Source organism: Ornithinimicrobium ciconiae, assembly GCF_007197575.1.
Taxonomy (GTDB): Bacteria; Actinomycetota; Actinomycetes; order Actinomycetales; family Dermatophilaceae; genus Ornithinicoccus; species Ornithinicoccus ciconiae.
Window position 1 is genome coordinate 2,316,356 of record NZ_CP041616.1, and the last position, 25,562, is coordinate 2,341,917.

Consider the following 25,562-nt stretch of genomic DNA (forward strand, 5'->3'; position numbering starts at 1 on the left):
ACGAGGGGTGCCCGGCTCAGCCGCGCACGGTGCGGGTCACGAGGTAGTGCCGGTCGCGGGCCAGGATCTCGGTGCGCCCCAGACGTGCCAGTCTGGGCAGGTAGGGCAGGTGCGCGTTGAAGACCATGAGGAGCTCACCATCAGGCACCAGCACCCGCCCGGCGTCGGCGATCATCGCCAGCGTCGGGGTGGAGTCCTTGGTGGTGCCGACGTGGAACGGGGGATTGGTGACGACGGCGGCCACCGAGTCGTCAGCGAACTCGGTCAGCCCATCGGCCCGGCGTGTCTCGACCGTGCCGGCCGTGGTCAACCGCGTGGAGGCGACCGCTGCAGCGGAGACGTCCACGGCCGTCACGTTGGGGAACCGGCGGGCCAGCAGGGCCGCGAGAATTCCTGTGCCGCACCCGAGGTCGACCACCGCGCCCTCGGTGTCCTCCAGTCGGTGGAGCTGGCCGATCAGGAGTGCCGTGCCGGCATCCAGGCGGGTGCCGGCGAAGGCCGCGCCGTGCGCATAGACGGTCAGGTCGAGGTCGTCGTGGTGGCGGTGCTTGGGCCAGGGCTGCTCCACGGTCCTGGGGCCGGAGGCATGCAGCACGCGGGACTTCTGCCGTCCGAGGCTGGCCCGGACTGTCTCGAAGCTCATGGCGAGCACCGGGTTCATCGACGGCGTCATGTGCTTGGTGCGACCCCCGGCGACCAGGCGGACATCCGCGGCAGCGACCTGGGCGGCCGTCCGGGCGATCTCGTCCAGGGCGTCCAACGACTTCGGGAGGCGCAACACCACCAGCTCGGCCCCCGTGAGAGCAGTCGCGAGCTCGGGGGAGACCTCCACGCCGGTGCGGGCCAGGGCACGTTCGCTGACCACGCTGTCGTGGTGGGCGACCACCCGCCCACCGGCGAGCTGGGCGACGGCGTCTGCGAGGGCGCCGTGCTCATCACCGATCAGGGCAACCCGGCCGGACGGGAGTTCCCCGAGCTCATCAAGCAGCAGCCGATCCACAGGGTCGAGGGTCACGAGACGGACCCCTGCAGGTGCTGACCGAGGAAGGCGACGGCGCGGTCCAGGTGCGGCTCGATGGGTGTGCCGATGAAACAGTGGTCAGCACCGTCGATGATCTCCAGCGTGCTGTCGACACCAGCCTCCCGCAGCGCCTGGTGGAGGAGCTCGCTCTCGGTCGCCGGGACCATCCCGTCGTCGCGTCCGTGCATGAGCAGGACAGGAGGTATGCCGGGATGCACCTGGGTGACGGGGGAAAGGTCCCGCACCACGGCCAGGTCACCGCCGAGGCCGCCGCGCACCTCCTCGTCGGCTGCCCCGTCGGCCAGCCAGCCCATCTCGGCCGGGCCGTAGAACAGCACCGCCGCCGCGACATCAACCGGCCCCTCACCGACCCCCACGCTGCCCAGCAGCCGGTGACCGTCGTCCTGCTGGGAACCGACGAATGCGACCAGGGAGGCCAGGTGTGCCCCCGCGGACTCGCCCCAGATCCCCACGCGGTGGGGGTCCAGACTGAGCTCGTCGGCATACCGACGCAGATAACGGATGGCGGCGACGCAGTCGTGGACGCAGGCGGGGAAGGGTGCCTCGGCCAACAGTCGGTAGTCGAGGGTCGCCACCGCCATTTCTGCGGCGACGACCTTCTCGAAGAGCACCTGCTGCGGCCACTGCAGGGGGACATAGCGCCGGTCTCCCTCAGTCCAGCCGCCGCCGTGAATCCACACCACCAGCGGCACCGGCCCCGGCACGTCGGCCGGGACGTGCAGGTCCAGGGTCATGGGGCGGAAGCTGCGGACGAAACCATAGGTCAGCCCGGTCCAGGAACGTGCGCCGGCGACCCCTTCGGAACTGATCGGGGGGTGGTGGGTGAAGACCGGCCACGGGTCCTGATCGGGCGGACGCAGCGCGCGGATGTCCATCGGGTCAGGATGTCACGCACCGGCCGGCTTCCTGACACAGTGGGCCCATGATCGACCAGCGACTCCAGGACGACCTCACGGTGGCGCTCGAGGAGGCCCGTGACATCGGCTGGGGCGAGCCCGCCGACTATCTGCGTGACGTCCAGGGCCGGGACAACAACGCGCTGGCGGCGGCGGTGTGCACCACCGAGGGGGAGGTGGTGGGCGTCGGCGACCACGACCGGCTGCTCGCGCTCCAGTCGGTCTCCAAGGCGTTCACCTATGCCGTTGCCCTCCAGGAGTGTGGGCTGGACCGGGTGCTGGCCTATATCGGCGTGGAGCCCTCGGGGGAGGCCTTCAACGAGTTGTCGCAGCATGCTGACGGCCGGCCGTTCAACCCGCTGATCAACGCTGGCGCGCTCATGGCTCAGGCCCTGGTGCCGGGGGAGACCCTGGAGGAGCGGGAGGCGCTCCTGCTCGAGCGTTACAGCGCGCTGGCCGGTGGCCGGCTGGAGGTGGGCGAGGAGGTGCTGGCGGCAGAGCAGGTGCGCGCCGACCGCAACTTTGCCCTGGCCCACATGCTCGCCTCGTCGGGGATGCTCACCTATGACCCCCACGAGGTCGTCCAGGGCTATCTGCGTCAGTGCTCGGTCGAGGTGACGACCACTCAGCTCGCGGTGATGGGAGCGACCTTTGCGCGCGGTGGGCGCAACCCGGTCACGGGGGAGCGGGTCTTCGATGAGCGGGTGGTCCAGCAGACGCTGTCGGTGATGCTCACCTGCGGGATGTATGACGCGAGTGGCAGCTGGGTGACCCAGATCGGCATACCGGCCAAGAGCGGTGTCTCGGGTGCCATGCTGGGGGTCGTGCCGGGCGCGCTGGGGCTGGCGAGCTGGTCGCCGCGGCTGGACACCCACGGCAACTCGATCCGCGGTCTTGACCTGTTCCGGCGGCTCAGTGACCGGTGGGACCTGCACGTGCTGCGGCACCGCGACCCGATAGGCCATCCCGCCGCTGACTTTGACGACGGTTCTGGTGAGAGTGTGGAGAGTGTGACGTCATGAGAGAGCGCGTGACCGCCTGGGGTGCCAAGCTCCTGCAGAGCCGGGCCTTCGTCAGAGCTCCCATCCCGCTGTTTCGGGCTGGCTTGGGATTCCTCCTCGGTGGGCGCCTGCTGATGCTGGAGCACGTGGGTCGCACCACCGGGCAGGCCAGGTATGTCGTCCTGGAAGTGGTGCGCGACGAGGCGCCCGATGCTGTCGTGGTCGCCTCGGGGTTCGGTCGCACCTCACAGTGGCTCCGCAATGTGATCGCTGAGCCCCGGTGCCACGTGAGCATCGGACGCGCGCGACGTCGTCCCGCCACGGCCACCGTCCTGGGGGTCGAGGAGGGCGAAACCGTGCTGGCCGACTACCGACAGGCACACCCGAAGTCCTGGGAGCACCTGTCCGCCATCATGGTCGAGGCGACGGGGGAGTCCGACCCGCAGATACCCCTGGTGCGCCTGCAGTGGAGCGCCGGGCACGGGAGCAGGTGAGACCGGTGGAGCAGGACGGCTCCGTCATACCTTCGCCGATCAGGTATGACGCGGGGCTGCGTGAGCGGATCACCGCCAACCTGGCGGGGCACCGCCGCAGGGTCGTGGACCTGGCGGGGCGCCGGCACGCCGCGGTCGCCCTGGTGCTCGTGGACTCCACTGCCGACACAGCGATCGTCTGGGCGCGGCACGAAGACGGCAGCTCGGCCCGTGACGCACGTCTGCCGCACGAGGGACTGCTCAGCGCTGCTGGCGGGGCAGCCTTCCTGCTGTGTCGGCGTCCCCTGACGATGCGGCGGCATGCGGGACAGTTCGCCCTGCCCGGCGGACGGCTCGACCCGGGCGAGGGGGTGGTCGAAGCCGCCCTGCGAGAGACCCACGAGGAGGTCGGGATCGACCTGGGTCCCGAGCGGGTGCTCGGGTTTCTCGACGACTATGAGACGCGCTCAGGCTTTGTCATGACGCCGGTCGTGGTGTGGGGTTCGGGACAGGAGGTGCGTCCGGACCCGAGCGAGGTGATGGCGGTTTTCCGGGTCGGGCTGCACCAGTTGCAGCGGACCGACTCGCCCCGTTTTGAGTCGATCCCCGAGAGTGACCGACCAGTCGTCTCCGTGCCGCTGGGATCGATGGAGGTCCACGCACCGACGGCGGCCGTCCTGGTGCAGCTCAACTGGTGGGGCCTGCTCGGGCGGCCCGACCCCGTGAACGACTTTGACCAGCCGGTGTTTGCGTGGCGGTGACCGGGCCCGGCTAGCTCTGCAGGAGTCGACCCAGGAAGTCGATGGCTCGGTCCAGGTGGGGCTCGATCGGCGCGCCGATGAAGCAGTGATCGGCTCCGTCGGTGATCTCCAGGGTGCTGTCGACCCCTACCGCCAGCAGTGCGTCGTGCAGGATCGCGCTCTCGCTGGCTGGCACCAGCGCGTCGTCACGGCCGTGCATCAGCAGGACCGGAGCGATGCCGCGGTGCACCTGGTTGATGGGGGAGAGGTCCTCTGCCAGTGTGAGGTCGCCGCCCAGAGCGCCACGCACGTCGTCACCGACCACCTGGTCGATGACCCATCCCAGCTGCGCCGGGCCATAGAACAGGACGCTCGCCGCGACATCCAGCCGTCCTTCACCCACGCCGACACGGCCAAGCAGGCGGCCGTGGGGGTCCCGCTGCGATCCGACGAACGCGACGAGCGAGGCCAGGTGTGCCCCTGCGGACTCGCCCCAGATCCCCACGCGGTCAGGGTCCAGGCCCAGCTGGTCGGCATACTGGCGCAGATAGCGCACGGCCGCCACGCAGTCGTGCACACACGCCGGGAAGGGCGCCTCGGCCAGCAGGCGGTAGTCGACGGTCGCGACGGCCATGCCGGCGGCGACGATCTTGTCGAAGAGCAGCTGTTGCGGCCACTGCAGCGGGACATAGCGCCGGTCGCCCTCGGTCCACCCGCCACCGTGGATCCACACCACCACCGGCACCGGCCCGGCCGCATCGGTCGGGACGTGCAGGTCGAGGGTCATCGGGCGATAGCCGGGGACGAAGCCGAAGGTCAGCCCGGTCCACGACCGTGCCCCACGCACACCGTGGGAGCTGATCGGGGGGTGGTGGGTGAATGCCGGCCATGGGTCGTGGGTGGGTGGGCGCAGGTCGCGGATGTCCATGACCTGAGGATGCCACGCCGCAGCCGGCGGATGCCTGGGGCAGCTGCTGGGCGGGCCGCTGGCCCGGCGCGCGGAGGGAAAGCTGCGTCCTCGTCCCGCGGAAGTGTGCGGAGACGGTCGGTCGCGGTCACAGGTGGACATGTTGCGCGCGGGGCCAGCGGCGGCCGGGGCGAGCCACAGCTGCCCTGGTGGAGCGGGGAGTGGCCCGTCTCTTGTCATCCGGGCTCGGTGCACCTCCTTCGTGATCTGAGTCCGGCCTGTCGAGGTCGTGGGGGGGACCGCGCTGTCGGGCGGCGGGCACCCGCCGCCCGGGGTCGGCAGGTCTCGGCACCTCGAGCGCCGGTGGCGGGTCGTCGAGGGCGCCGGGACCTGGCCGGGGCGGGAGCAGCGGGCGCTGCCGTCTGGGCCGGGCGGGATAGCCGGCGGCGACGATCGCGTCGAACTCCGCGCGCAGCAGGTCCTCGTCGGCGCAGACCAGGTCCCAGAAGAGTTCGTCAACCCTGGCGTCGGCCAGGTCGAACGCTCTCCCTGTCGCTCCGACATCGCCCACGACGGTCACCTGCCAGCATGCGTCAGGCGCTGATCGCCTGCTGCTCCTGGTCGCGGCCGGAGATGCTGATCTTGCGGGGCTTGGCCCGCTCGGCCACCGGGATCCGCAGCGTGAGCACGCCGGCGTCATAGCTGGCCTGGATGTGCTCGGTGTCCAGGTTGTCCCCGAGCACCAGCTGCCGGCTGAAGACGCCTCGCGTTCGCTCGGCGGCCAACATCTCACGGTCCTGGTCCTGCGTCGGGCGCTCCGCCCGGACGGTCACCACGTTGCGCTCGACATCCATGTCAATCGACTCGGCCCGCACTCCCGGCAGGTCAAACTCGACGATGAATGTGTCGCCGTCGCGCCAGGCGTCCATCGGCATCACGGACGGCCGTGCCATGGTGCCCGTCATCCCGCTCGTCCCGTTGAACAGCTGCTGCGTCAACCGGTCCATCTCCCGGAACGGGTCGGTCCGCATGAGCATCGACACCATCATAGTCTCCTTCCTCGTGATAACTATCAGCGTTGAGGCCACTAATCTGTAGTGGCTGATGTAGATTAGATACCACAAATGACGATAGGTTTGCAAGAGGAGAGGACAGGTCGGATGGACGGAGCGGCGATGGCTGGCAGTGAGGGTTGGACGCACGACCCTGACCTGGGTGTTTATGGCATCTCCGTGGCCGCCGAGCTCTCCGGGATGGCCGCCTCGTCACTGCGCGCCTATGAGACACGAGGACTGATCGAGCCGGAACGCACGGCGGGAGGCACGCGCCGCTACAGCGTGAACGACATCGCCCGGCTCCAGGCGATCGGGGGCCTTCTCGACGCAGGCGTCAACCTCGCGGGTGTCGAGCGGGTGCTCCAGCTGCAGGCCGAGAACCAGCAACTGCGCGACCACAACTTGAGCGTGACACCGGCCGGGCGGACGGCTCGTAGGGGCCGGTGAGGATCGGACGGCGGCGGTGGCTCTGCCATGCTCTGCCCCGGTGAACCGCGCCTACATCTCCTCGTGGGTCATCGGGTCGCCCCCGAACAGCCGGCCGTCCGGCTGGCCGAGTGCGGTGATCGCTGAGACCTCCTGATCAGTGAGGGAGAACCCCTCGACGTCAAGGTTGGCCAGCTGCCGCTCGGGTGTTGCCGACTTCGGCAGCGGCATGACTCCGCGCTCCAGGTGCCACCTTAGGATCACCTGGGCGGGTGTGACCCCTGCCCGCTCGGCTGCGTGTGCGACGGGGGGAGCGGCATACTGCGCCTGTCGCTTGCCGAGAGGGCTCCATGCCTGGGTGAGCACACCCAGTTGACGGTGCGTGCGGACCAGCTCCTCCTGCGGGAGAGGGGATGGCACTCAATCTGGTTGAGGACCGGCGCCCGGCCGCTGGCGCTGATCACCTCATCCAGGTGCGGCGCCGCGTAGTTGCTCGTGCCGACGTGACTGACCAGACCTCGGTCCCGACACTCGAGCAGGGCCTCGTAGGCCTCCACGTAGTGACCGCGTGAGGGGTTGGGCCAGTGCACCAGCACGACGTCCAGGCAGTCCACCTGCAGTCGGTCGAGCGACTCCTGCACCGTCGCAATAGCGCTGGCCCGCTCGTGGGCACGTCCCGGGATCTTGGTGGCAATCAGCACTTGCTCACGGCCGATCCCACTGCGCCGCAGCGCCTCGCCAACCTCTTCCTCGTTCTCGTAGTTGACCGCGGTGTCCAGGTAGCGGTAGCCGGCCTCCAACGCCGATACGATGGCCCGAATGCCGTCCTCGCCGCGCAGCGGGTAGGTGGCGAAGCCGATGTGTGGCAGGTGCGTGCCGTCAGGGAAGCTGTGCATGGCTTCGACCCTACGACCTGCACCGGCGTTGCGATGGTCAAGCCATGACGGTGGTGCTCCAGATGCGCCCGCTGGGGAATGAGCGGCACCGGTCGCCCGGTGGGCAGTGGTGGGGTCGGAGCAGGGCGCGGAGATCACCTCGGAAAGGGGTACTTGACATAATGTACCTTATCGGCGTAACGGATCGCACCGTGGAAGAGTGTCCCAATATTCGCTGAGCGATGGCAGCGAAGTCGGGGTTTGACACCGCATGTGAGGGCTTGGTGACACATAAGTGCTGGCGCCGGCCGCCTACCGGGGCCTGCGCGCTTTCAAGCGCTCACTCGAGGTAGGTGCGCGGGCAGGCACCGATGTGACCGTTTGCCGCAAGACGACCGGAGCCAGGTCCAGCTGTCGAGCGCGCACCCTACACACGGTTTGGTTTTGTAATTCACAACCTAGGGTTTTGTAATACACTACAGGTGTGGCCATCGAGTTCACCGAAAGCGCCGACAAGCACGGGATCAGTCACACCGATGCTCTCTGGGCGATGGAGCATGCACGGTACGTCGAGCGGGAGTTCGACGAGCCCCGAGTCCCGGGACGATTGAAGCCGACCCTGTTCATCGGCCCGTCACGGATTCCGGCACAGCCGCTTCTGGAGGTCATGGCAGAGATCGTGCCCCCAGCACGGTGGTGATCTTTCACGTGATGCCCGCCCGAGCCAAACACCTACGACGGATGGATGAGGAGTGAGAGTGATGAGCAAGGACTACAGCGACGCGGCCGACTGGGCCGAGCACGACATGGAGCTGCCAAAGGACAGCAAGAGCGCACTGCGGGGTCACGCCGCCGCAGAGTTCGGTGCGGAGGTCCTCCGCCGCGCGGGTGGCCGTCCCGCGCTTGACCCCACGGCCACCCCTGGAGCGCACTCGCCCCGGCGCCAGGTGCGCCTCCCCCAGGAGCTCAGCGACCAGGTCGACGAGCTGGCCACCCGCACTGCGACCCGCCCAGCCAGCATCATGCGCCAGGCCATCCAGGACTACGTCGACCGGCACCCTTCACCGGCCTGAGGCCTACTCGCTTCTCTGACCGCTCTGCTGAGTGACGACATACTGCGCGTCTCGGGCACGGCGGCGGCAGGCACGCGGCCTCTTGGCGCCGGAAAACTGACAACTGAGGTGGCACAGAGGGGACGGCTCAGCGCCACTCCAGATGTCAGCGTCCAGGTGAAGACTGACATCTAGTTTGGCGGGCGACAATCATCTCCTCTGTGGCAGAGCGTCACCGGCTGTTGATCACCGGTCCTCACGTGGACGATCGAAATCCGGCCCCTCCCCCAGAGCGAAGACGGCTAACTCGATCCGAGTGCGGTTGGCCGGGTTCTGGGCCGGCATGTCGCCGATCTGCGTCTCGAGCAAACCCCAACCGACCTCGGCCATGGTGGCCGGCGCAGCCTGCGCCATCACGTCCAGATGACGCCAGATGGCGGCGACGCGGGCACCGTCATGATCCACGACAAACTGGCCGATGCAGTCGTTGAAGGCGTCCCACCCGGCGCCATACCAGTCAGGAAACCCGAAGGCCTGACCGATGTGCCGGTGTGCAGCGGGCCGGGAGGTCATCTGGCGCCCATCGAGTTCCACACGCAGATAGCCCCAACGCTCCAGGTGCGCATCAAGCAGGGGCCAGGCATCCAGATGGACGTGGGAGAGTGGACCGGACCTCAAGAAGGGCAGGTCGCGTCGGGCATTCGGCCGGGTGCTCACTCCCCCGACACTAGTCCCGACGTTTGTGACAGCGGCAGGAACAAGAAGGTGTGACCGCTCCAGGAAGAGCACCCGATCGGACAGGGCCACACCCAAGAAACTTCGTTGTGCGGCGACCACCTCGGCCCTACTCTCAGAACTGTCGACGGATCCGCCGACGATCCAGAGGTTCTTCACCCGTGTCGGGAGCCAGAGATGCCATGTGACGCCAGCGGAATGGTCGAGATCCACCGCATGTTCCGAACCGGATTCCGTGAGGGCCCCACGCTGGTCGACGGGGTGCCCGACGGAGACACTGCCCATGCAGCTGTCGTAGCCCGGCACCTGTCCACCCTCTCAGGATCGCTGCACGCGCACCACGAGTTCGAGGACGGGCGCTTCTGGGATCCGCTGACCGAACGCGCGCCGGCCTGTGTCCTACACGTGGACCGGATGAAGCGTCAGCACGCGGAGATGCTCGTGCACCTGAACGTGCTGGACGCAGCCCTGCCCAGGTGGGCTGAGAGCGCAGCGTCAGACGACGCCAGAGCCATCCGCGAGGCCCTCACCGGCATCAACGCCGCACTCGCCGAGCACCTGCCTGACGAGGAGGAGACCATCGTGCCCGTCATGGCGGCAGTGCTCACCCAGAAGGAGTTCGACGCGGCCAGCGCGCACGGGCGCAAGGCAACGCCCCGCGGGCAGACCTTTCCGATGCTCGGACAGATCCTGGCTGCTCAGCCAGACGGTGGGGACCAGTGGCTGCGCAAGCACCTCCCGGCCCCGGTCCGGCTGATCTGGAGGTTGGTGGGCAAACGTCAGTACACCGCGCACCGCAATGAACTGGTCCACGGCCCGCGCTGAGCCTTCGTCACGTCCCAACGTTGGCCACGCCCCAACGCCGTGGCCTGCCCCCGGGACCGCACTCACACGTCAAAAACGAACCAGCACAACGGATTGCGCCGTGCCTGGTCGGCCAGGACGAGGCTGCGGACAGGGGCCGGCAACTGGGCGTGCTGCCAGCGGCACTCCGCACGTCCCGCCTCGTCCGATGCTGTGTCATCGACACTGGCCCGGACCGCCTTGATCGCATAGGCAGCGGCACCGAGGTCATGCTCCGCGACTTGGGCGACGCAGGCCGCCTGTCCCGCTGCGTAGGCGGCGAACCGGACCGCACCGTGCTTGTCACGAGCAGCTGCCATGGCGTGCCCGCCCGTGGCACGGGCGGCCATCATGCCCGTCTCCCCCCGCGTCCAGGCTCGGATGGCCTCAACTGCAGCCCGGGGACGCAGGTCACCGGGCGCGCCCTGTTCGAACAGGGGTAGGACGTGCTCCGCGCAGGCTGCCGACCACAGCGCAAGGAGGCGGTGATCATCATCGGTGAGGCTCCCACCGCGCCGGATCGTCACCAGCCGGGGGTCGCGCACAGGTGGCAGGATCACGACGGCGCCGCGAGGTCGCCCAGGAGGGACACCAGGTGAACAGGTGCCTGGATGCAGTAGGAGTCGGTCAGCATCTCTGCCAGGTCGTCCCAGTCGGTGTCGGCGTCAATGTCGTCCCAGTCGGTGTCGGCGTCAATGACGACGCCCACGACGTTGCTCCCCCAGCCGGCCTTGAAGTAGGGCACCCCCAGGTGCTCAAAGGTCATCACCTCTGAGTCAGGAGCCCGGAACACGATGCGGAACTGCTGGTCCTCCCCACCGAAGACGTGGGCCACCGTGGCCTGGCCGACCCGCCACCGCTCCCCCACCCAGGCACCCTCGCGGTAGGTCTCTGGCAGGGCGGCAAAGATCCCGTCAAGTCGGTGGATCATCGCGGCGGGCACCTCGGGACGTTCGGGCACGCGGCCAGTGTGCACCACGGCCCCGACACCCGGGAATACCCCCGGCACCCACGGACGTTGGGATCAGTCCGCTCACTCTGGAGGCCTCATGCTGCCCGACCTCGCCGCCCAGCACCACCACCTCGTCGCCCTCGGTCTCGACCTGCCACCCCTCCCCCAGTCCCTCGCCGGTGACCTGCTGGTCATCCACCCACGCCTGCTGGCAGCCGCCGACCTGACCCAGGTGCTGCGCCTGGATGGCAAGCCGGGGTTTGTCGTCTCGGACCTGCACGACCTCGCCGAGTTCGGCCCGGCCCCGGACACCCACGTCCCCGACACCGAGCTCTATGCGGTGCTGGACCCGCAGCGTGGCGATGAGTTCGCCAACCAGTCCCCCGACGAGGTCGACCCTCGGGTGCGCGCCCGAGGTCGTGACCTGATGACCCTGCACGAGGGGCTCAGCTGGGCGCTGCAGTCGCCCGAGGTCATCGGGCGCAACCACTGCTTCATGACGACCGGGTCCCGCAAGCCGGGACGGCGGTCCGGGCAGCTGGACGCCCGGGTGCCAGCCCTTTGGATCAGCAATGGCACCGGGCGGGACGGGGCCGAGCAGCGCAACGCTCCCAAGGTCGGCTGGTGCTGGGCCGGCAACCGGCACACGTGGCTGGGGATCGCCTCGGTGGGCGGCCGGTCAGCGCCCTGACCCTGATCACCAGGGGCGGGCCGCAGGCCTCCTGACGGCCCGCCGTCAACGGTCGGAATCCGGGCGTACAGTGGCTGGCCGTGACTCGTCCCCGAGGTGCTGCTCCCCCGCGCAGCCCCTGGCCGGCCCTGTGGGCGCTGGTCATCGGCTTCTTCATGATCCTGGTCGACTCGACCATCGTCTCCGTGGCCACGCCGACCCTGATGGCGGAGTTTGAGACCGACGTCAACGGGGTGCTGTGGGTCACCTCCGCCTACCTCCTGGCGTATGCCGTGCCCCTCCTGATCACCGGACGCCTGGGTGACCGCTTCGGACCCCGGCCCGTCTATCTGACCGGGCTGGCCGTCTTCACGCTGGCCTCCCTGTGGTGCGGACTCTCCGGCGAGCTGGGACTGGGTCTCGGCGGGCTCATCGCCGCCCGGATCGTGCAGGGACTGGGTGCCTCGATGATGACCCCACAGACGATGACGGTCATCACCCGGACGTTCCCGGCGGAGCGGCGCGGCACCGCGATGGCACTGTGGGGCGCGACCGCCGGTGTCGCGACACTGGCGGGCCCGCTGCTTGGCGGGGTGCTGATCGACGCGCTGGGCTGGGAGTGGATCTTCTTCGTCAACCTGCCCATCGGCCTGATCGGTTGGGTGCTCGCCTGGCGTCTCGTGCCGCGGCTGGAGACCCACTCCCACGCCATGGACCTGCTCGGGGTCCTCCTCAGCGCGGCGGGCCTGTTCGCCGTCGTGTTCGGGATCCAGGAGGGGCAGGCCTATGACTGGGGCACCATCTGGCGCTGGGTCAGCGTCCCTCTGCTCATCGGCGTGGGGGTGCTCCTGATGGTGATCTTCGTCGCCTGGCAGGCTCTCAACACCCGCGAGCCGCTGGTGCCGCTGAGCCTGTTCCGGGACCGCAACTTCTCCCTGGCCAACCTCGGCATCACGACCATGGGGTTCACCATCACCGCGATGATCTTCCCGTTCTATATCTGGGCCCAGTCGGTGCGCGGCCTGTCCCCCACCCAGGCTGCCCTCGTCATGGCTCCCTCCTCGATCCTCTCCTTCCTGCTGGCCCGTCAGGCGGGACTGCTCACCGACCGCGTCCATCCCAGGGTGCTGGTCGGGTCCGGGACCGCGCTGCTGGCAGTGGGTCTGTGGTTGCTGAGTCTGGGCATGACGCCGACGGCACCGCTGTGGCAGGCGCTCGCGGCCGCCGCGGTGCTCGGGATCGCCAACCCGCTGATCTGGGGACCCTTGTCGACCACCGCGACCCGCAATCTGCCGATGGCGGGCGCAGGGGCCGGTGCCGGCATCTACAACACGACCCGCCAGCTGGGCGCGGTGCTCGGCAGCTCCGCGATCGCCGTGCTGATGCAGACCCGGATCGCCGCGCACCTGCCAGCCGGTGGGCCGGGCGCGGGTGCGATGAGTATGCCGGGGGGTGGCTCTGCCGGGCTGCCTCCCGACGTCGCGGAAGGGATCTCACGGGCCATGGCCCAGTCCCTCTACCTACCGATCGGAGTCATCCTGCTCGGGACCCTCGCCGCCCTCTTCTTCGAGCGCCCACGGCACCTGAGCCACCGGGAGCCGACCGCGACCCCGGCACAGCGATAGCGTAGGGGCGTGCCAGAGGTCGCTCCTAACGTCACCGACACCGCCCTGCTCTTCGAAGGCGGTGGCATGCGTGCAAGCTACACCTCCGGACTGGTCGTCGCGCTGCTGGAGGCACAGCTCCACCTCGACTGGGTCGGCGGTGTCTCCGCAGGTGCGAGCAACGCCTGCAACTACCTGTCCCGCGACCCCTCGCGGGCGCGGCGCTCGTTCACCGACTTCGCCGCCGACCCTCAGTTCGGCGACCTGCGCACCTTCGTCCGCGGCGAGGGGCTGTTCAACGCCCGATATATCTACCAGCAGGCCGGGCTCCCCGGTCAGGCGCTGGCGTTCGACTGGGACACCTTCGCCGCCGACCCCGCCCAGCTGCGGATCTGTGGGTTCCGGGCCCGCACCGGTGAGCAGGTGCACTGGGGCAGGGAGGACTATGCCGACATCCACGCCCTGATGATCCGGGTCCAGGCCTCCTCCACGATGCCGGTGCTGATGCCCCCGGTCGTCATCGATGAGGACATCTACGTCGACGGCGCCCTTGGCCCCGCCGGAGGCATTCCGCTGGACGCGGCTCGCGGCGACGGCTACGACAAGTTCCTCGCCGTGCTCACCCGCCCACGCGACTACCGCAAGCCGCCCCAGGGCGGCGAGTGGTTCTTTCGCCGTCACTTCCGCAAGCTGCCGGCGGTCACCGAGGCGATGATGGCGCGGCCGCGCCGCTACAACCAGACCCGGGAGGAGCTGTTCGAGCTGGAGCGCGAGGGACGGGCCTATCTCTTCGTCCCTGAGCAGATGCCGGTGAGCAACGGTGAGCGCAACGTCAGCAAGCTGCGGGCCAGCCACGAGGCGGGTCTTGCTCAGGCACGGCGAGAGATCCCCGCGATCCGGGAGTTTCTCGGCCTCGGCTGACCGCTGCCTCGAGTATGCCGGGTGCCAGGCAGGGTGCCAGGCCAGTTAACCTGCCCGGGTGACCACCCCTTCCTCGGCCCCCACCTGGGGGCCGGCGCGGGCCAGCCTGCTCACCATCACGATCCTGGCCTCGCTGGCCATGATCGGCCCCTTCACCATCGACACCGTCTTCCCCGGCTTCGAGGCGATGGGACGCGACTTCGGGGCCAGCGAGGCGGCGCTGCAGCAGGTCACCAGCGTCTATCTGCTGTCCTTTGCCGTGATGAGCATCTTCCACGGCCCCATCTCGGACACAGTCGGGCGCAAACCGGTGATGCTCACCGGCCTGGGGATCTATGTGCTGGCCACGATCGGGTGTGCCCTCTCCCCCAGCCTGCCGGTGCTGCTGGCCTTCCGGGCGCTGCAGGGCGCCTCCGCCGGAGCCGCCACGATCGTCAGCCGAGCCGTCATCCGTGACCTCTACAGCGGTCCTGAGGCTCACCGTCTGATGAGCCAGGTCATGATGATCTTCAGCATCGCCCCGGCGATCGCTCCCGTCGCCGGTGGCCTCCTGCTGGCGTGGGGTCCGTGGCCGATCATCTTCTGGGCCATCGCCGGCTATGGCGTGTTCATCGCCGTGCTGACCGCGACGGGCCTGCCAGAGACCCTCCCGCCGGAGGACCGGCACCCCTTGCGCGTGGGCCCGATCCTCTCCGGCCTGCTGGAGGTGGGGCGCCATCCCGGCTTTGCCCGGCTGGCCCTGGCCACCACCTTCCTCTTCGCCGGACAGTTCGTCTACATCGTCTCCGCGCCGATCATCGTGGTCGACCTGTTCGGCAAGGGCGAGCAGGACTTCTGGATCCTGTTCGTGCCCCTGATCGGCGGGTTGGTCATCGGCGCGTGGTTGTCCGGACGCCTGGCTGGTCGGGTGGAGACCGCACTCCTGGTCGACCGTGCGGTCGCCCTCGCTCTGGTTGCCGCAACCCTTAACGTCGCCCTCATGATGCTCCTGCCGCGGCTGCCGTATGCCGTGCTGGGACCGGGTCTGATCGCCCTGGCCGTGTCCATCGCCTTCCCTGTCCTGCAACTGTCGATGCTCGACCTGTTCCCGCACCACCGCGGGGCGGCAGCATCGCTGGCCAGCTTCGCCAGTCTGATCTTCAACGCCCTGCTGGCGGGGGCCATCTCGCCCCTGGTCACCGGTTCGCTGCTGGTGCTCGCCGTCTCCAGCGCCATCTTCGCCATGATCGGCACCACCTTCTGGTGGTGGCACCGGCGCCTGCAGTCACCTGCGAGGCACGCGTGAGCCGCACCGGTTGGAGCCTGCTGATCGGGCTGGTGGTGCTCTTCCTGGCCTGGTGGGGACTGCGACTGCTCTGGTGGCGGATGACCTACATCGTGCCGGCGTTCGGGCTCGGCATGATCGTCGGCATCGGCCTCACGCTGTGGATCGGGCGCGGACGGCACCGCCGCTGAGCCCGGCATACAGCAGGAGCGCAGCCGCCCCGGCCGCGGCGACCTGTCCGCCCTGGACGCTCATGCCGACCAGCAGGATGCTCAGCCCGACGCCGACACCGGCCACGACGAACCACGCGCGCTGACCCTGCCGCCACGCAAGCACCACGAGCGCGAGTGCACCGACCAGGAAGACGCGGGCGACCGTGTTGGCGCCGCTGGCTGCCCCGGACCCCACGTAGTAGCCGGGTGAGACAAAGCCACCGGTGCACGTCATCATGCCGTCCGAGTCCATGAGGCAGGTGCCCGCGGTCATCCACCCCGGGACGTGCTCCATCGTGTCCATGGTCCACGGCAGTCCGAGGGCGAGCACGATCAGCAGACCCGCTGCCAGGACAGCGGTCCGCTGACGGTGTGTGCCGGGCACTGCTCAGAGCTTGCGGTCGGGGCTCAGCAGCACCGCAGCGGTGGCGCAGGCCGTGCCCAGGGTGACCAGGAAGGCCATGTTGGTGCTGATCATCGGCAGCATCAGCAGGGTCCAGAACAGGAGTAGTCCACCAGCGCCGACGGCCCCGAGCGTCCAGCCGACCCCACCCATCGCAGTGCGCGGCAGCAGCGCCGCGCCCTGGAGGAGGGCCATCAAGGTCGCGAAGCCGGCCCAGGTCCAGGTGTCACCCCACAGCTGTCCGCCGCGGTCGTCCATGTCGATCGAGATGCCGAGCACCACGAGCAGCAGCGCGAGCACGTGCAGCACGATGCGCACGATGTCGCCCGTGCTCATCGAGGAGGTGCCCGCCGTGGGTGCCTCCTGGGTGGGCGCTGTCAGGGGCGCGGACTGACCGCCCCCCTGTGCTGGCCCCGGTCCCGGCGTGCCGGGCTGGCCAAAGCCGCCCTGCCCGGGTCCACCCGGCCCGTAACCGCCCTGGTGCGGTGCGCCGTACTGGCTGGGTCCTGGCCCCTGGGGACCCTGACCGGGACCACTCTGGCCCCAGCCGCCCTGCGGCCCCTGCCCCTGCGGCCCCTGCCCCTGCGGTCCCAGCCCCTGGGGTGCCGGGCCCTGCTGTCCCTGCGCCGGTGCGCCGGTGGGTGTCCCCTGCTGGCCGGCATACGAGCCACTGTGCTGGGGGTTTGCCCCCCGCTGATTGCCCTCGCCGTGCTCCGGTCCGTTGTGCGTGCTCACGCCTGTCCCCTCTGGTGATGTGTCGACTGCGGCCCGAGCCTACCCTCGGCCTCTGCTGCACTGACGCAGCGGAGTGAGACGCTGGTTCCATGCTGGACGTCCTGGCCTCCTCGCCCCTGCTGACGATGATGCTCGTCGTGGCTGCCGGCACCCTGATCGGAGCCATCCCGTTCGGTCCGCTGCGCTTCGGCCCGGCCGGAGCGCTCTTCGTCGGACTCGCGGTGGGTGCGTTGGACCCGCGACTGGGCGAGGGGCTGGAGCTCTTGCAGAGTCTGGGGCTGGCCCTGTTCGTCTACACCGTCGGCATCGCCGCGGGGGCCGCCTTCTTCCGTGACCTGCGCCGCCAACTGCCGTTGATGGTGGGTGCCGCCGCCGTGCTGGTCGTCGTCGCCGTGGCCACGATGCTCCTCGGCGGGGGTCTCGGCCTCAGTCCTGCGCTGGCCGCCGGGACCTTCTCCGGGGCGCTGACCTCCACCCCTGCCCTCGCGGCAGCAACGGCGGTCGCGGGCACGGACGAGCCGGCCGTCGGCTACTCCCTCGCCTATCCCGTGGGTGTCATCGTCACGATCCTGGTGGTCTCCGTGGCCCTGTCGCGGCCGTGGGTCGCCCGCACCGAGCCGGACTCGGCGGCTGGCATCGCGCTGGTGGACATCTCGGTGCAGGTGGACCGCCCGACCCGGTTGAGCCAGGTGCCGGGCATCTCCGACGGCACGGTCCGGCTCTCCTATCTGGCACGCGGGGGACGCACCCGGGTCGTGACTCCCGACGAGGAGCTGCGCGTCGGCGACCGCGTCGTCGTGGTCGGCCCCACGGAGGCGGTGATCGCCGCGCGTGACCACCTGGGGCACCGCGTCGATGAGCACCTCGCCCACGACCGGCGGGAGGTCGACTACCGCCGCTTCGTGGTCTCCGACCGTCGCGTGGCCGGCCGCACGATCGGTGAGCTCGACGTGCCCGGACGCTACGAAGGCATCGTCACCCGCGTCCGGCGCGGTGACCTGGACCTGCTCGCCTCCGATGACTTCGTCCTGGACCTCGGGGACCGGGTGCGGGTGATCGTGCCCCGGGGGCGACTGGGCGAGGTGCGCGGCCTGTTTGGCGACTCCGAGCGCAAGGTCAGCGAGATCGACGCCCTCTCCCTGGGCGTCGGCCTGGCCCTGGGGCTGGCCATCGGGCTGATCACCCTGCCGCTGCCCGGCGGACTGAGCTTTGCCCTCGGATCAGCCGCCGGGCCGCTCGTGGTCGGCATGGTGCTGGGGCGTCTGGAGCGCACCGGACCGCTGGTGTGGGGCCTGCCTCTTGCGGCCAACCTCACCATCAGACAGCTGGGGCTCCTGGTCTTTCTCGGAGCGACCGGGCTCGCCTCCGGACAGGCCTTCGCCGACCAGGCCTTCACGGCCGCGGGCCTGCGCGTCGTGCTGACCGCGGTCCTCCTCACCGTGCTGGCCGGCGTGCTCTTCCTGCTGGTGGCCAGGCTCGTGGGGGTGAGCACCGCCCGTGCCGCAGGCGGGCTCGCCGGGTTTGTGGGACAGCCGGCGATCCTGGCCCATGCCAACAGCCGCGTCACGGACGAGCGCGTGGAGGCCGGCTATGCCGCGCTCTTCGCCCTCGGCATCATCGTCAAGATCCTCCTGGTGCAGTTCATCGCTGCCTAGGTGCCCTGACCCGCAGCTCCCTGAGTGTCCTGACTCGCTGCTGCCTCTGCGCCCTGACTCGCTGCTCCCTCTGCGCCCTGACTCGCTGCTCCCTCAGTGTCCTGACTCGCTGGGGCCGACCCACGTAGGGTCACCTCCATGCCCCGCATCAGCCAGCCCACGGTCCCGGAGCACCGTGCCGCGCGCGAGCGGGACCTGCTCGAGGCGCAGCCACGACATCGTGTCCCTCCTCGCCGCCCAGTGCCACGAGAAGGAGCTCGCGGTGGTCATGGTGACCCACGACCACGACGTCCTGGAGCACTGCGACCGGGTGGTGGAGATGGTTGACGGGTCCCTCTCACCGGCCACCTCACCGGTCTGAGGGTCCACCGGCACTAAGTTGACGGCATGTATCCCACGCTCGGCGACCTGACCGGCACCTCCCTGCCGATCGGCACGCACGAGTTCTTCGTGGCCCTGGGCGTGGTGGTCGCCCTGGTGGTCCTGGGCTTCCAGCTGGTCCGCACCGGTGCTGGGCGGGATGAGCGGATGCTGGCCATCATCGCCGGTGCCCTGATCGGCGGGGCCGTCTTCATGCGCCTGGGGACCTGGCTGCAGGACGTGGACCTGCGGGCAAATGCCTCGCTCGCCGAGCAGTGGCTCTATGGCAACCGCAGCATCCTCGGCGGACTGGTCGGCGCGTGGCTCGGAGTGCACCTGGCCAAGCGGCTCACCGGTTACCGCACCCGCACCGGTGACCTCTTCGTCCCTGCTGTCGCCCTCGGTATGGCGGTGGGCCGGGTGGGCTGTCACCTCACCGAGCTGCCCGGCACGGTCAGCTCGCTCGGCGTCGGACCGGTGCTGGATGTCCCGACCGCTGAGCGGCTCGGCGCGGTGGCCGGGGTCGCGCTGCACCCGAGCCTGCTCTATGAGGTCGCCTTCCACACGATCGCCTTCGGGGTCATCGTCTGGAGCCTGGCGCGGCACCGCCTCCCCCAGGGCGAGACCTTCGTCCTCTACATCGCCAGCTATGCCATCTTCCGTTTCCTCGTCGAGTTCGTGCGCGGCAACGAGGTGGTGTGGTGGGGTCTGACCCGACCACAACTCTTTCTGGCCGTGGCGATTCCCCTCGTCCTGGCCCGGATTGCATGGCAGGCTCACCGTGGGGTCTATCAACGACAGGAGTGGCACGTGGCGCAGGCGATCGAGGAGCAGGTCCGGTGAGCGGCGTGCGCGTCGGCGAGGGGGCAGCACTGCGGGACTTCCGGGTGCACCGCTATGTCAACGCCTTCTGCCCTCACTGCGACCAGGAGGCTCCGGACCGGCCGCTGGAGGAGGTGCGCCGGCTCTCCGGCTGGCTCGCCGACCGCGGCGGCAAGATCTACCTGGAGCGCGGCTGCCCCGACCACGGTTTCGTGCGCACTCTGTATGACGAGTCGGCCGAGATCCTGCGGTACCTCGAGGAGTGGACGGCACCGACCAAGGAACACACCGCGGACGTCACCGGCAACTTCAAACCCGTCCCCTCGGCATACGCCGACGGGCTGCCCCAGATGCAGACCCAGCACACCTGCATCCTGCTCGAGGACATCACCGACCACTGCAACCTGCGCTGCCCCACCTGCTTTGCCGAGTCCGCCCCACAACTGGCGGCGACCGCACCGCTGGAGCAGGTACTGGCCTCGATCGACACCCGGCTGTCGCGAGAGAACAACCGCCTCGACGTGCTGATGATCTCCGGTGGCGAGCCAACGCTGCACCCGCAGTTCGAGGAGCTCCTCGAGGCTGCCGTCGCCCGGCCCATCGTGCGGATCCTGGTTAACACCAACGGCCTGCGCATTGCCCGGGACGACGCCCTGCTCGCCCTGCTCAAGCGGCACCGCGAACGCGTCGAGGTCTATCTGCAGTTCGACGGGCTGACCGCGCAGGCCTCGCGGCACCACCGGGGCGCCGACCTGCGCCGGTTCAAGGAGACGGCCATCCGACGGCTCTCCGAGAACGGCATCTTCACCACCCTGACCATGACCGCCGCGCTCGGGGTCAACGACGACGAGATCGGTGCCGTCCTCGACCTGGGCCTGGCCACCCCCTATGTCGGCGGGGTGACCATCCAGCCGGTCTTCGGCTCCGGACGCTCCGCCGGGATCGACGCGATGGACCGCCTCACCCACACCGGGGTGCTCTCCCGCCTGGGCCCGCAGACCGACGGGCGGGTGACCTGGCGGGACCTGACGGCCCTGCCCTGCTCCCACCCGCACTGCTGCTCGGTCGGCTACCTGCTGCGCGACGACTCCGGCGAGTGGAAGTCACTCGTGCAACTGATCGGGCCCGACCGGCTCAAGGAGTTCCTCGACCTCGAGCCCGACGTGCTGGCCAACCGCATCGCCGACCAGGAGCTGCCGGCCCATCTGCGCAGGGTCGTCAAGGACAGTCTGCTGGACCTGCTCAGCGAGCAGTCCTCGCTCTCCCACCCGGACATCGGCTCGCTGTGGCGCGACATTTGCACCAACTGTGACATCGGCATCGGCACCCTGACCCGGCTCGCCTCGGCGCAGCTGCCCGGGGGTCAGGCACGGCTGCGGGCCATGCTTGGCGAGCGGGTGCTGCGCGTGACGGTCAAGCCGTTCATGGACATCAACACCATGATCGAGGAGCGGCTGACCCAGTGCTGTGTGCACGTCGCGACGGTCAACGAGCAGGACGCTTCCCACCAGTGCGCCCCGTTCTGTGCCGTGCAGGCCTGGGCGCCGTTGTCTCGCACCCGGATCTCAACCTCGACCGGAGGTCGAGCAAATCTGCTGGAGGTGACGCCATGACGGCGAGCATCGGTCCCACCCGATCCGGTCCGCGATCAGGTCCACCACGGGGCGGTCCACCACGGGCCGACGGGCCCGCGGTCGAGCCTGGGACGCAGCGACCCTCGGTTGAGCCCGGCACGCCAGGCACCTCCGTGACGCCGGACCAGTCACCGGCGGCACCCTTCGACCCGCTCCGGCTGTGCATCTTCGCCACCGTGGCGCTGCTGGGGTGGCTGGCGGGGCCCTTCGCCCTGGTCTTCTTCGCCGGGCTGGGCTTCGTGGGCTACTGGAAGGCGCGACGCGCCGGTCTGACCCGCTCCCGGTGCCTGCTGCGCGACACCCGACTGGTGCTGGCCTACCTCGGGCTGCTCGTGGTGGCCGGAGGCGTCGGGATCTGGTGGGTGGTGAGCCCGTGAGCGACCAGCCCAGGCCACCCGAGGACGAGCCGTTCGACCCGTTCAAACCCCCACCGCCTGGCCAACCGCCCGCCGGCCAGCAGCCCTACTACGGACAGCCACCCCCCGGCCAACAGCCCTACTACGGGCAACCACCCCAGGGTCCACCGTCCTACGGCGCCGGTCCCCCGCCGCCTCCCGGCGCCGTGCAGGGGTACGGCCACCAGCACGGCTACCCCTCGGCATACCCCGCGCCGGAGAAGCAGTCCTCCCGTCCCCTGTGGCTCGGGGCCCTGGCCGGGCTGGTGCTGGTCGGCGGCACGTTCTTCGTCGGGGTCGCCCAGCCCGACCTCTATCCGTGGCTCGCCCTGGGCGCGGCCCTGGCCGTCATCATCATGCTGATCGCACCCGCCACCCGACGCTGGGGCCTGGGCATCCTCATCGGTGCCGCCCTCAGCCTGCCGGTAGGCATGATCGTGCTCGCTGGCGTCTGCATCGTCCTCATCACCGGCTACTCCGGAGGCAACCCATGACCGGCCGCACCCACGACACCGCCACCGGGACCGTCACGGTCCATGACCAGGGCGCCCACCTCACCGAGTGGCGGGTGGGTGAGGTCCCGGTGATCTGGGTGAGCCAGGCCTCGGAGTATGCCGTGGGGACACCGATCCGCGGCGGCGTGCCGGTGTGCTGGCCCTGGTTCGGGCCGGGCCGGGGCGGCGACCTGACCCCCGCCCACGGATTCGCACGCATCGCGCCGTGGCGCCTCCTGGAGGAGAGCACCGAGGATGGCACCGTGCGGCTGCTCTGGGAGCTGACCCCCGCCGACGTCGCCGCCACCGACGGGGCGCAGCACTTCCCGCACGCCTTCACCGCCCGGGTGGAGGTGACTGTCTCCGAGTCGGCCACGATCAGCCTCACGGTCCGCAATGACGACACCGAGCCGTGGGACTTCGAGGCGGCGCTGCACACCTACCTGCACGTCGGGGACATCCGCCGGGTCCGGCTCACTGGGCTCGAGGGCACCCGCTACTTCGACAAGGTGCTGCAGTCGGAGGGGAGCCAGGAGGGGCAGCTGAGCTTCAGTGGTGAGACCGACCGGGTCTATCGCGCTGAGGGCGCGGTGCAGGTGCACGACCCGGTATTCGACCGCACGCTGGTCATCGAGAAGGCAGGTTCAGCCAACACCGTGGTGTGGAACCCGTGGGTCGACAAGGCCGCGGCAATGAGCGACTTCCAGGACGGGGAGTGGCCGGTCATGGTGTGCGTGGAGGCCGCCAGCGTCGGCGACGACGCGGTGCGCCTGGAGCCCGGCGCCGAGCACACCCTGTCCACCACGGTCCAGATTCGCCCGCTGGATCAGTCATGATGGCTGCCCACAGCACGACGCACCCGGGAGACTCCTGTGAGCAATGACCAGTCCACCTCAGAGGACGAGCAGACGGCTCGCTTCGGGGTGACCCCGGCTGGGGGCAACATCGGGATCGACCGCGGCAAGATCGTCGGCGACGCGATGGCCGTGACCGCCAAGTGGTCGCTGCGGTTCATCATCGTCGTCGTCGCGGCCGCCATCCTGCTGTGGCTGCTCGCCAAGGTGTGGGTCGGGATCCTCCCCGTGATGCTGGCCCTCATCGTCGCGACCGTGCTGTCGGGTCCGGTGAGCTGGATGCGCCGCCGAGGCGTCCCATCGGGCCTGGCGGCAGCCCTGACGCTCCTGGTGTCGCTGCTGGTGGTGCTGGGCACGCTCGCGGCGATCGCTCCCTCGATCATCGCCCAGACCGGTGACGTGGTCGATCGGGCCAGCGAGGGCATCACCACGGTGCGCCAGTGGTTGGGCGGTCCCCCGGTCAACCTGGACAACGAGCAGCTGGATAGCGCAATCCAGGAGGCCACCGGCTGGTTGCAGGAACGCGCCAGTGACATCGCCTCAGGCGTCTTCACCGGCGTCTCGGCCGCCACCTCGGCCCTGGTGACCCTCGGTCTCGTCCTGGTGCTGACCTTCTTCTTCATCAAGGACGGTCCGGACTTCCTGCCGTGGCTGCGCCGCAACGCCGGCCGCGCCGCCGGCGAGCACCTGACCGAAATGCTCACCCGGGTCTGGCTCACGCTGGGCGGCTTTATCCGCACCCAGGCGATCGTCAGTGCCGTCGATGCCTTCTTTATCGGCCTGGGCCTGGTCATCCTGGGTGTGCCCCTGGCACCCGCGCTGGCGATCCTGACGTTCATGGCCGGCTTCATCCCGATCGTGGGTGCCTTCGTTGCCGGCGCCCTCGCCGTCCTGGTGGCGCTGGTGTCCAATGGGTGGGTCACGGCCCTGTGGGTCCTGGGCATCGTGCTGCTGGTCCAGCAGCTGGAGGGCAATGTCCTGCAGCCTCTCCTGCAGAGCCGCAGCATGAAGATGCACCCTGTCCTGATCCTGCTGGCAGTCGCCGCCGGTGGCACCCTGTTCGGCATCCCCGGAGCATTCCTGGCCGTTCCCGTTGCGGCCTCGGTCGTGGTCTCGATCCGCTATCTGTCCGAGCAGATCGACCTGCGCACCGGCGACCTGCAGGCCGCCGATCTCACCTTCGCCACGCCCGAGGGAGCTCTCACCGCCCGGGCCGGGCAGGAGGCGGGCGAACGCACCCGCGAGCAACTCGAGGAGGCCGGTGTGGACGACAGCATCGTGGGGCAGGACCCCCATCCACGGGCGGCGGCGGCCACGACCGGGTCGCCCCTGTTGGCTCGACTGCGGCGCCGCAAGAAGCGCTGAGCTGTCCGCTGGACGAGCCTGAGCTGCACGCACTGGTGCCGCAGCCTGGATGAGACCACGCGACGTGACGAAGCCACGCGACCTCATGAGGCCACGCCACGTGACGACAACAGGGCCGACCCGAATGCCGGGTCGGCCCTGTCTGGTCCTGCCGTGCTCAGCGCACGTGGCAGGTGGTGCTGTCTTTGTGACGGTCAGCCGTCAGTGGCGTCCTTCCACGCGTCCTTGACGTCCTCGCCGGCCTGCTTGGTCTTGGCCTTGGCCTGGTCCATCTGACCCTCGGCCTCCAGCGAGGTGTTGTCGGTCGCGTCGCCGACACCCTCCTTGGTCTTGCCCTTGGCTTCCTCAGCCGCGTTCTTGATCTTGTCACCGATACCCATGGGGAATCCTCCTTGATCGATGGTGCAGTGATCGATGGTGCAGTGACTCCACCGTGACCCGCGACGAGCGGTCCCGCAACTTGAACGGACCCGAGCAGTGTGTGGTCCCCAGCACTGTCCCAGCACCGTCCCTGAGTCGCCCCAAGGACAGCGTTCGGGCCGCTGACCTGCCGATTGGCTAAGTGACTCGCGGGTTCGCTAGCATGTAGGGCTATCCCCCAGAAGGTGTCTCTGCGAGACCGAGTTCTTCGGTGTGCGCAGCGCGCTGACGTGCGTCTCAGGACCCCGCCTGTGGGAACATCACGCTCGAGATGAGCGTTGACACCAACAGTCCACCTGGACGTTTAACCGTGTTCGCAAACACGATGGGAGTTCAACATGGCCGAGAGGTCCCTTCGAGGCACCAACCTTTCCTGGTTGTCCTTCGAGAGCGATGAGGGGGTCACCTTCTCCGAGCGTCAGATGGTGGCCTACACCTGCGACGACGGGCACGTGACCGAGTTGCCGTTCTCGGTGGAGGCAGAGATCCCGGCGACCTGGGAGTGCCGCTGCGGGCTCAACGCCAAGCTCAACGACGGTCCCGAGCCGGAGCTCAAGCCGACCAAGGCACCGCGCACCCACTGGGACATGCTCCTGGAGCGCCGCTCCATCCCCGAGCTCGAGGAGCTCCTGGAGGAGCGTCTGGCGCTGCTGCGCGAGAAGCGTGGCGAGAAGCCGCGCCGTCAGCGCACCGCCTGACGGGCAACCCACAGCGTTCGTGACTCAGGCCCACCCGGTCAACCGGGTGGGCCTGAGTC

At 69.4% G+C, this 25,562-nt stretch carries 34 protein-coding genes; 21 read left to right on the plus strand and 13 right to left on the minus strand.

The features are described 5' to 3' along the window. Positions 1–16: 16 nt before the first annotated feature. Both FNH13_RS10600 and FNH13_RS10605 read right to left on the minus strand, forming a co-directional pair. Positions 17–1,015 carry a class I SAM-dependent methyltransferase gene (locus tag FNH13_RS10600; RefSeq protein ID WP_143783397.1) on the minus strand — a complete coding sequence of 333 codons (999 nt, stop codon included), beginning with the start codon at positions 1,013–1,015 and terminating at the stop codon, positions 17–19. Continuing rightward, positions 1,012–1,917 (minus strand): alpha/beta hydrolase, encoded by a 906-nt coding sequence (locus FNH13_RS10605; protein WP_143783398.1) that lies wholly within the window; start codon positions 1,915–1,917, stop codon positions 1,012–1,014. Before FNH13_RS10605 ends, FNH13_RS10600 begins: the two co-directional genes overlap by 4 nt. Positions 1,918–1,964: 47 nt before the next feature. Here FNH13_RS10605 and glsA point away from each other — a divergent pair, with 47 nt between their 5' ends. The 3 genes from glsA to FNH13_RS10620 are packed head-to-tail and all read left to right on the plus strand — an operon-like array spanning position 1,965 to position 4,173. Then, entirely contained in the window at positions 1,965–2,960 is a 996-nt protein-coding gene (gene glsA, locus FNH13_RS10610) for a glutaminase A (protein ID WP_143783399.1), read from the plus strand. Next, entirely contained in the window at positions 2,957–3,433 is a 477-nt protein-coding gene (locus tag FNH13_RS10615) for a nitroreductase family deazaflavin-dependent oxidoreductase (RefSeq protein ID WP_165700084.1), read from the plus strand. The genes glsA and FNH13_RS10615 overlap by 4 nt, the downstream gene beginning before the upstream one ends. Positions 3,434–3,438: 5 nt before the next feature. Then, the gene (locus tag FNH13_RS10620; RefSeq protein WP_228266354.1) at positions 3,439–4,173 is read left to right on the plus strand and encodes an NUDIX hydrolase; all 735 of its coding nucleotides are present in this window, start codon (positions 3,439–3,441) and stop codon (positions 4,171–4,173) included. A gap of 10 nt (positions 4,174–4,183) precedes the next feature. Here FNH13_RS10620 and FNH13_RS19060 read toward each other — a convergent pair whose 3' ends face one another. The 3 genes from FNH13_RS19060 to FNH13_RS10630 form a co-directional block, all read right to left on the minus strand. Continuing rightward, positions 4,184–5,080: an alpha/beta hydrolase gene (locus FNH13_RS19060; RefSeq protein WP_165700085.1), complete on the minus strand. Its 897-nt coding sequence runs from the start codon at positions 5,078–5,080 to the stop codon at positions 4,184–4,186. A gap of 127 nt (positions 5,081–5,207) precedes the next feature. Then, a complete protein-coding gene (locus FNH13_RS19065) occupies positions 5,208–5,630 on the minus strand; it encodes a hypothetical protein (protein WP_165700086.1) in 423 nt (140 codons plus the stop codon). Positions 5,631–5,652: 22 nt separating this feature from the next. After that, positions 5,653–6,096 (minus strand): Hsp20/alpha crystallin family protein, encoded by a 444-nt coding sequence (locus FNH13_RS10630; protein ID WP_143785084.1) that lies wholly within the window; start codon positions 6,094–6,096, stop codon positions 5,653–5,655. Between the two features lie 138 nt (positions 6,097–6,234). Between FNH13_RS10630 and FNH13_RS10635 the strand changes: the two genes are divergently transcribed. Beyond that, the gene (locus FNH13_RS10635; RefSeq protein WP_143783401.1) at positions 6,235–6,561 is read left to right on the plus strand and encodes a MerR family transcriptional regulator; all 327 of its coding nucleotides are present in this window, start codon (positions 6,235–6,237) and stop codon (positions 6,559–6,561) included. A 51-nt stretch (positions 6,562–6,612) separates the two neighbouring features. Here the strand turns inward: FNH13_RS10635 and FNH13_RS19825 are convergent, their stop codons facing one another. Together FNH13_RS19825 and FNH13_RS10640 are read right to left on the minus strand one after the other, a co-directional pair. Beyond that, positions 6,613–6,906 (minus strand): aldo/keto reductase, encoded by a 294-nt coding sequence (locus FNH13_RS19825; RefSeq protein WP_321169191.1) that lies wholly within the window; start codon positions 6,904–6,906, stop codon positions 6,613–6,615. After that, positions 6,801–7,436, minus strand: coding sequence for an aldo/keto reductase (locus FNH13_RS10640; RefSeq protein WP_321169192.1), 636 nt, complete (start codon positions 7,434–7,436; stop codon positions 6,801–6,803). Before FNH13_RS10640 ends, FNH13_RS19825 begins: the two co-directional genes overlap by 106 nt. A gap of 463 nt (positions 7,437–7,899) precedes the next feature. On the opposite strand from FNH13_RS10640, the gene FNH13_RS10645 reads away from it, so the two are divergent. Next, on the plus strand, positions 7,900–8,115 hold the full coding sequence (locus tag FNH13_RS10645) for a hypothetical protein (RefSeq protein WP_202878757.1): 216 nt from the start codon (positions 7,900–7,902) through the stop codon (positions 8,113–8,115). Between the two features lie 61 nt (positions 8,116–8,176). Then, positions 8,177–8,488, plus strand: coding sequence for a ribbon-helix-helix domain-containing protein (locus FNH13_RS10650; RefSeq protein ID WP_143783402.1), 312 nt, complete (start codon positions 8,177–8,179; stop codon positions 8,486–8,488). Positions 8,489–8,713: 225 nt separating this feature from the next. On the opposite strand, the gene FNH13_RS19070 is transcribed toward FNH13_RS10650, so the two are convergent. Then, on the minus strand, positions 8,714–9,184 hold the full coding sequence (locus FNH13_RS19070) for a barstar family protein (RefSeq protein WP_165700087.1): 471 nt from the start codon (positions 9,182–9,184) through the stop codon (positions 8,714–8,716). Between the two features lie 195 nt (positions 9,185–9,379). On the opposite strand from FNH13_RS19070, the gene FNH13_RS10660 reads away from it, so the two are divergent. Further along, positions 9,380–10,027, plus strand: a complete 648-nt coding sequence (locus FNH13_RS10660) for a hemerythrin domain-containing protein (protein WP_143783404.1) — start codon at positions 9,380–9,382, stop codon at positions 10,025–10,027. 62 nt (positions 10,028–10,089) lie between these two features. Here FNH13_RS10660 and FNH13_RS10665 read toward each other — a convergent pair whose 3' ends face one another. Continuing rightward, positions 10,090–10,605, minus strand: a complete 516-nt coding sequence (locus tag FNH13_RS10665) for a putative immunity protein (protein ID WP_143783405.1) — start codon at positions 10,603–10,605, stop codon at positions 10,090–10,092. Beyond that, positions 10,602–11,006 carry an MmcQ/YjbR family DNA-binding protein gene (locus FNH13_RS10670; RefSeq protein ID WP_143783406.1) on the minus strand — a complete coding sequence of 135 codons (405 nt, stop codon included), beginning with the start codon at positions 11,004–11,006 and terminating at the stop codon, positions 10,602–10,604. The genes FNH13_RS10665 and FNH13_RS10670 overlap by 4 nt, the downstream gene beginning before the upstream one ends. Positions 11,007–11,094: 88 nt before the next feature. Between FNH13_RS10670 and FNH13_RS10675 the strand changes: the two genes are divergently transcribed. The 5 genes from FNH13_RS10675 (at position 11,095) to FNH13_RS19075 (ending at position 15,647) form a co-directional block, all read left to right on the plus strand. After that, complete coding sequence (locus tag FNH13_RS10675; protein ID WP_143783407.1) at positions 11,095–11,688, plus strand: DUF5701 family protein; 594 nt, start codon at positions 11,095–11,097, stop codon at positions 11,686–11,688. A gap of 80 nt (positions 11,689–11,768) precedes the next feature. Then, positions 11,769–13,292: a DHA2 family efflux MFS transporter permease subunit gene (locus FNH13_RS10680; protein ID WP_228266356.1), complete on the plus strand. Its 1,524-nt coding sequence runs from the start codon at positions 11,769–11,771 to the stop codon at positions 13,290–13,292. A 9-nt stretch (positions 13,293–13,301) separates the two neighbouring features. After that, positions 13,302–14,192 carry a patatin-like phospholipase family protein gene (locus FNH13_RS10685; protein WP_143783408.1) on the plus strand — a complete coding sequence of 297 codons (891 nt, stop codon included), beginning with the start codon at positions 13,302–13,304 and terminating at the stop codon, positions 14,190–14,192. Between the two features lie 58 nt (positions 14,193–14,250). Beyond that, positions 14,251–15,477, plus strand: a complete 1,227-nt coding sequence (locus FNH13_RS10690; protein WP_228266357.1) for a multidrug effflux MFS transporter — start codon at positions 14,251–14,253, stop codon at positions 15,475–15,477. After that, complete coding sequence (locus FNH13_RS19075; protein WP_165700088.1) at positions 15,474–15,647, plus strand: hypothetical protein; 174 nt, start codon at positions 15,474–15,476, stop codon at positions 15,645–15,647. Before FNH13_RS10690 ends, FNH13_RS19075 begins: the two co-directional genes overlap by 4 nt. Here the strand turns inward: FNH13_RS19075 and FNH13_RS10695 are convergent. Further along, positions 15,610–16,053, minus strand: coding sequence for a hypothetical protein (locus tag FNH13_RS10695; protein WP_143783409.1), 444 nt, complete (start codon positions 16,051–16,053; stop codon positions 15,610–15,612). The two genes, FNH13_RS19075 and FNH13_RS10695, sit on opposite strands and share 38 nt — an antisense overlap. Positions 16,054–16,056: 3 nt before the next feature. Continuing rightward, on the minus strand, positions 16,057–16,806 hold the full coding sequence (locus tag FNH13_RS10700) for a hypothetical protein (RefSeq protein ID WP_143783410.1): 750 nt from the start codon (positions 16,804–16,806) through the stop codon (positions 16,057–16,059). 89 nt (positions 16,807–16,895) lie between these two features. Between FNH13_RS10700 and FNH13_RS10705 the strand changes: the two genes are divergently transcribed. The 8 genes from FNH13_RS10705 to FNH13_RS10740 all read left to right on the plus strand — a co-directional run bounded on the left by FNH13_RS10705 (position 16,896) and on the right by FNH13_RS10740 (position 24,385). After that, positions 16,896–18,461, plus strand: coding sequence for an aspartate:alanine exchanger family transporter (locus tag FNH13_RS10705; RefSeq protein ID WP_143783411.1), 1,566 nt, complete (start codon positions 16,896–16,898; stop codon positions 18,459–18,461). Positions 18,462–18,681: 220 nt separating this feature from the next. Then, a complete protein-coding gene (locus tag FNH13_RS10710) occupies positions 18,682–18,822 on the plus strand; it encodes a hypothetical protein (RefSeq protein WP_228266358.1) in 141 nt (46 codons plus the stop codon). 26 nt (positions 18,823–18,848) lie between these two features. Continuing rightward, a complete protein-coding gene (locus tag FNH13_RS10715) occupies positions 18,849–19,664 on the plus strand; it encodes a prolipoprotein diacylglyceryl transferase (protein WP_143783412.1) in 816 nt (271 codons plus the stop codon). Next, entirely contained in the window at positions 19,661–21,256 is a 1,596-nt protein-coding gene (locus tag FNH13_RS10720; RefSeq protein ID WP_228266359.1) for a radical SAM protein, read from the plus strand. The genes FNH13_RS10715 and FNH13_RS10720 overlap by 4 nt, the downstream gene beginning before the upstream one ends. A 134-nt stretch (positions 21,257–21,390) precedes the next feature. Continuing rightward, on the plus strand, positions 21,391–21,654 hold the full coding sequence (locus tag FNH13_RS10725) for a hypothetical protein (protein WP_143783414.1): 264 nt from the start codon (positions 21,391–21,393) through the stop codon (positions 21,652–21,654). Continuing rightward, positions 21,651–22,166 (plus strand): hypothetical protein, encoded by a 516-nt coding sequence (locus tag FNH13_RS10730; RefSeq protein ID WP_143783415.1) that lies wholly within the window; start codon positions 21,651–21,653, stop codon positions 22,164–22,166. The genes FNH13_RS10725 and FNH13_RS10730 overlap by 4 nt, the downstream gene beginning before the upstream one ends. Further along, positions 22,163–23,002, plus strand: a complete 840-nt coding sequence (locus FNH13_RS10735) for a D-hexose-6-phosphate mutarotase (protein WP_143783416.1) — start codon at positions 22,163–22,165, stop codon at positions 23,000–23,002. Before FNH13_RS10730 ends, FNH13_RS10735 begins: the two co-directional genes overlap by 4 nt. Before the next feature lie 36 nt (positions 23,003–23,038). Further along, the gene (locus FNH13_RS10740; RefSeq protein ID WP_228266360.1) at positions 23,039–24,385 is read left to right on the plus strand and encodes an AI-2E family transporter; all 1,347 of its coding nucleotides are present in this window, start codon (positions 23,039–23,041) and stop codon (positions 24,383–24,385) included. A 194-nt stretch (positions 24,386–24,579) separates the two neighbouring features. On the opposite strand, the gene FNH13_RS10745 is transcribed toward FNH13_RS10740, so the two are convergent. Beyond that, positions 24,580–24,765 carry a CsbD family protein gene (locus FNH13_RS10745; protein ID WP_143783417.1) on the minus strand — a complete coding sequence of 62 codons (186 nt, stop codon included), beginning with the start codon at positions 24,763–24,765 and terminating at the stop codon, positions 24,580–24,582. A 378-nt stretch (positions 24,766–25,143) separates the two neighbouring features. Between FNH13_RS10745 and FNH13_RS10750 the strand changes: the two genes are divergently transcribed. Further along, positions 25,144–25,503, plus strand: coding sequence for an RNA polymerase-binding protein RbpA (locus tag FNH13_RS10750; protein WP_143783418.1), 360 nt, complete (start codon positions 25,144–25,146; stop codon positions 25,501–25,503). Positions 25,504–25,562 lie beyond the last annotated feature (59 nt).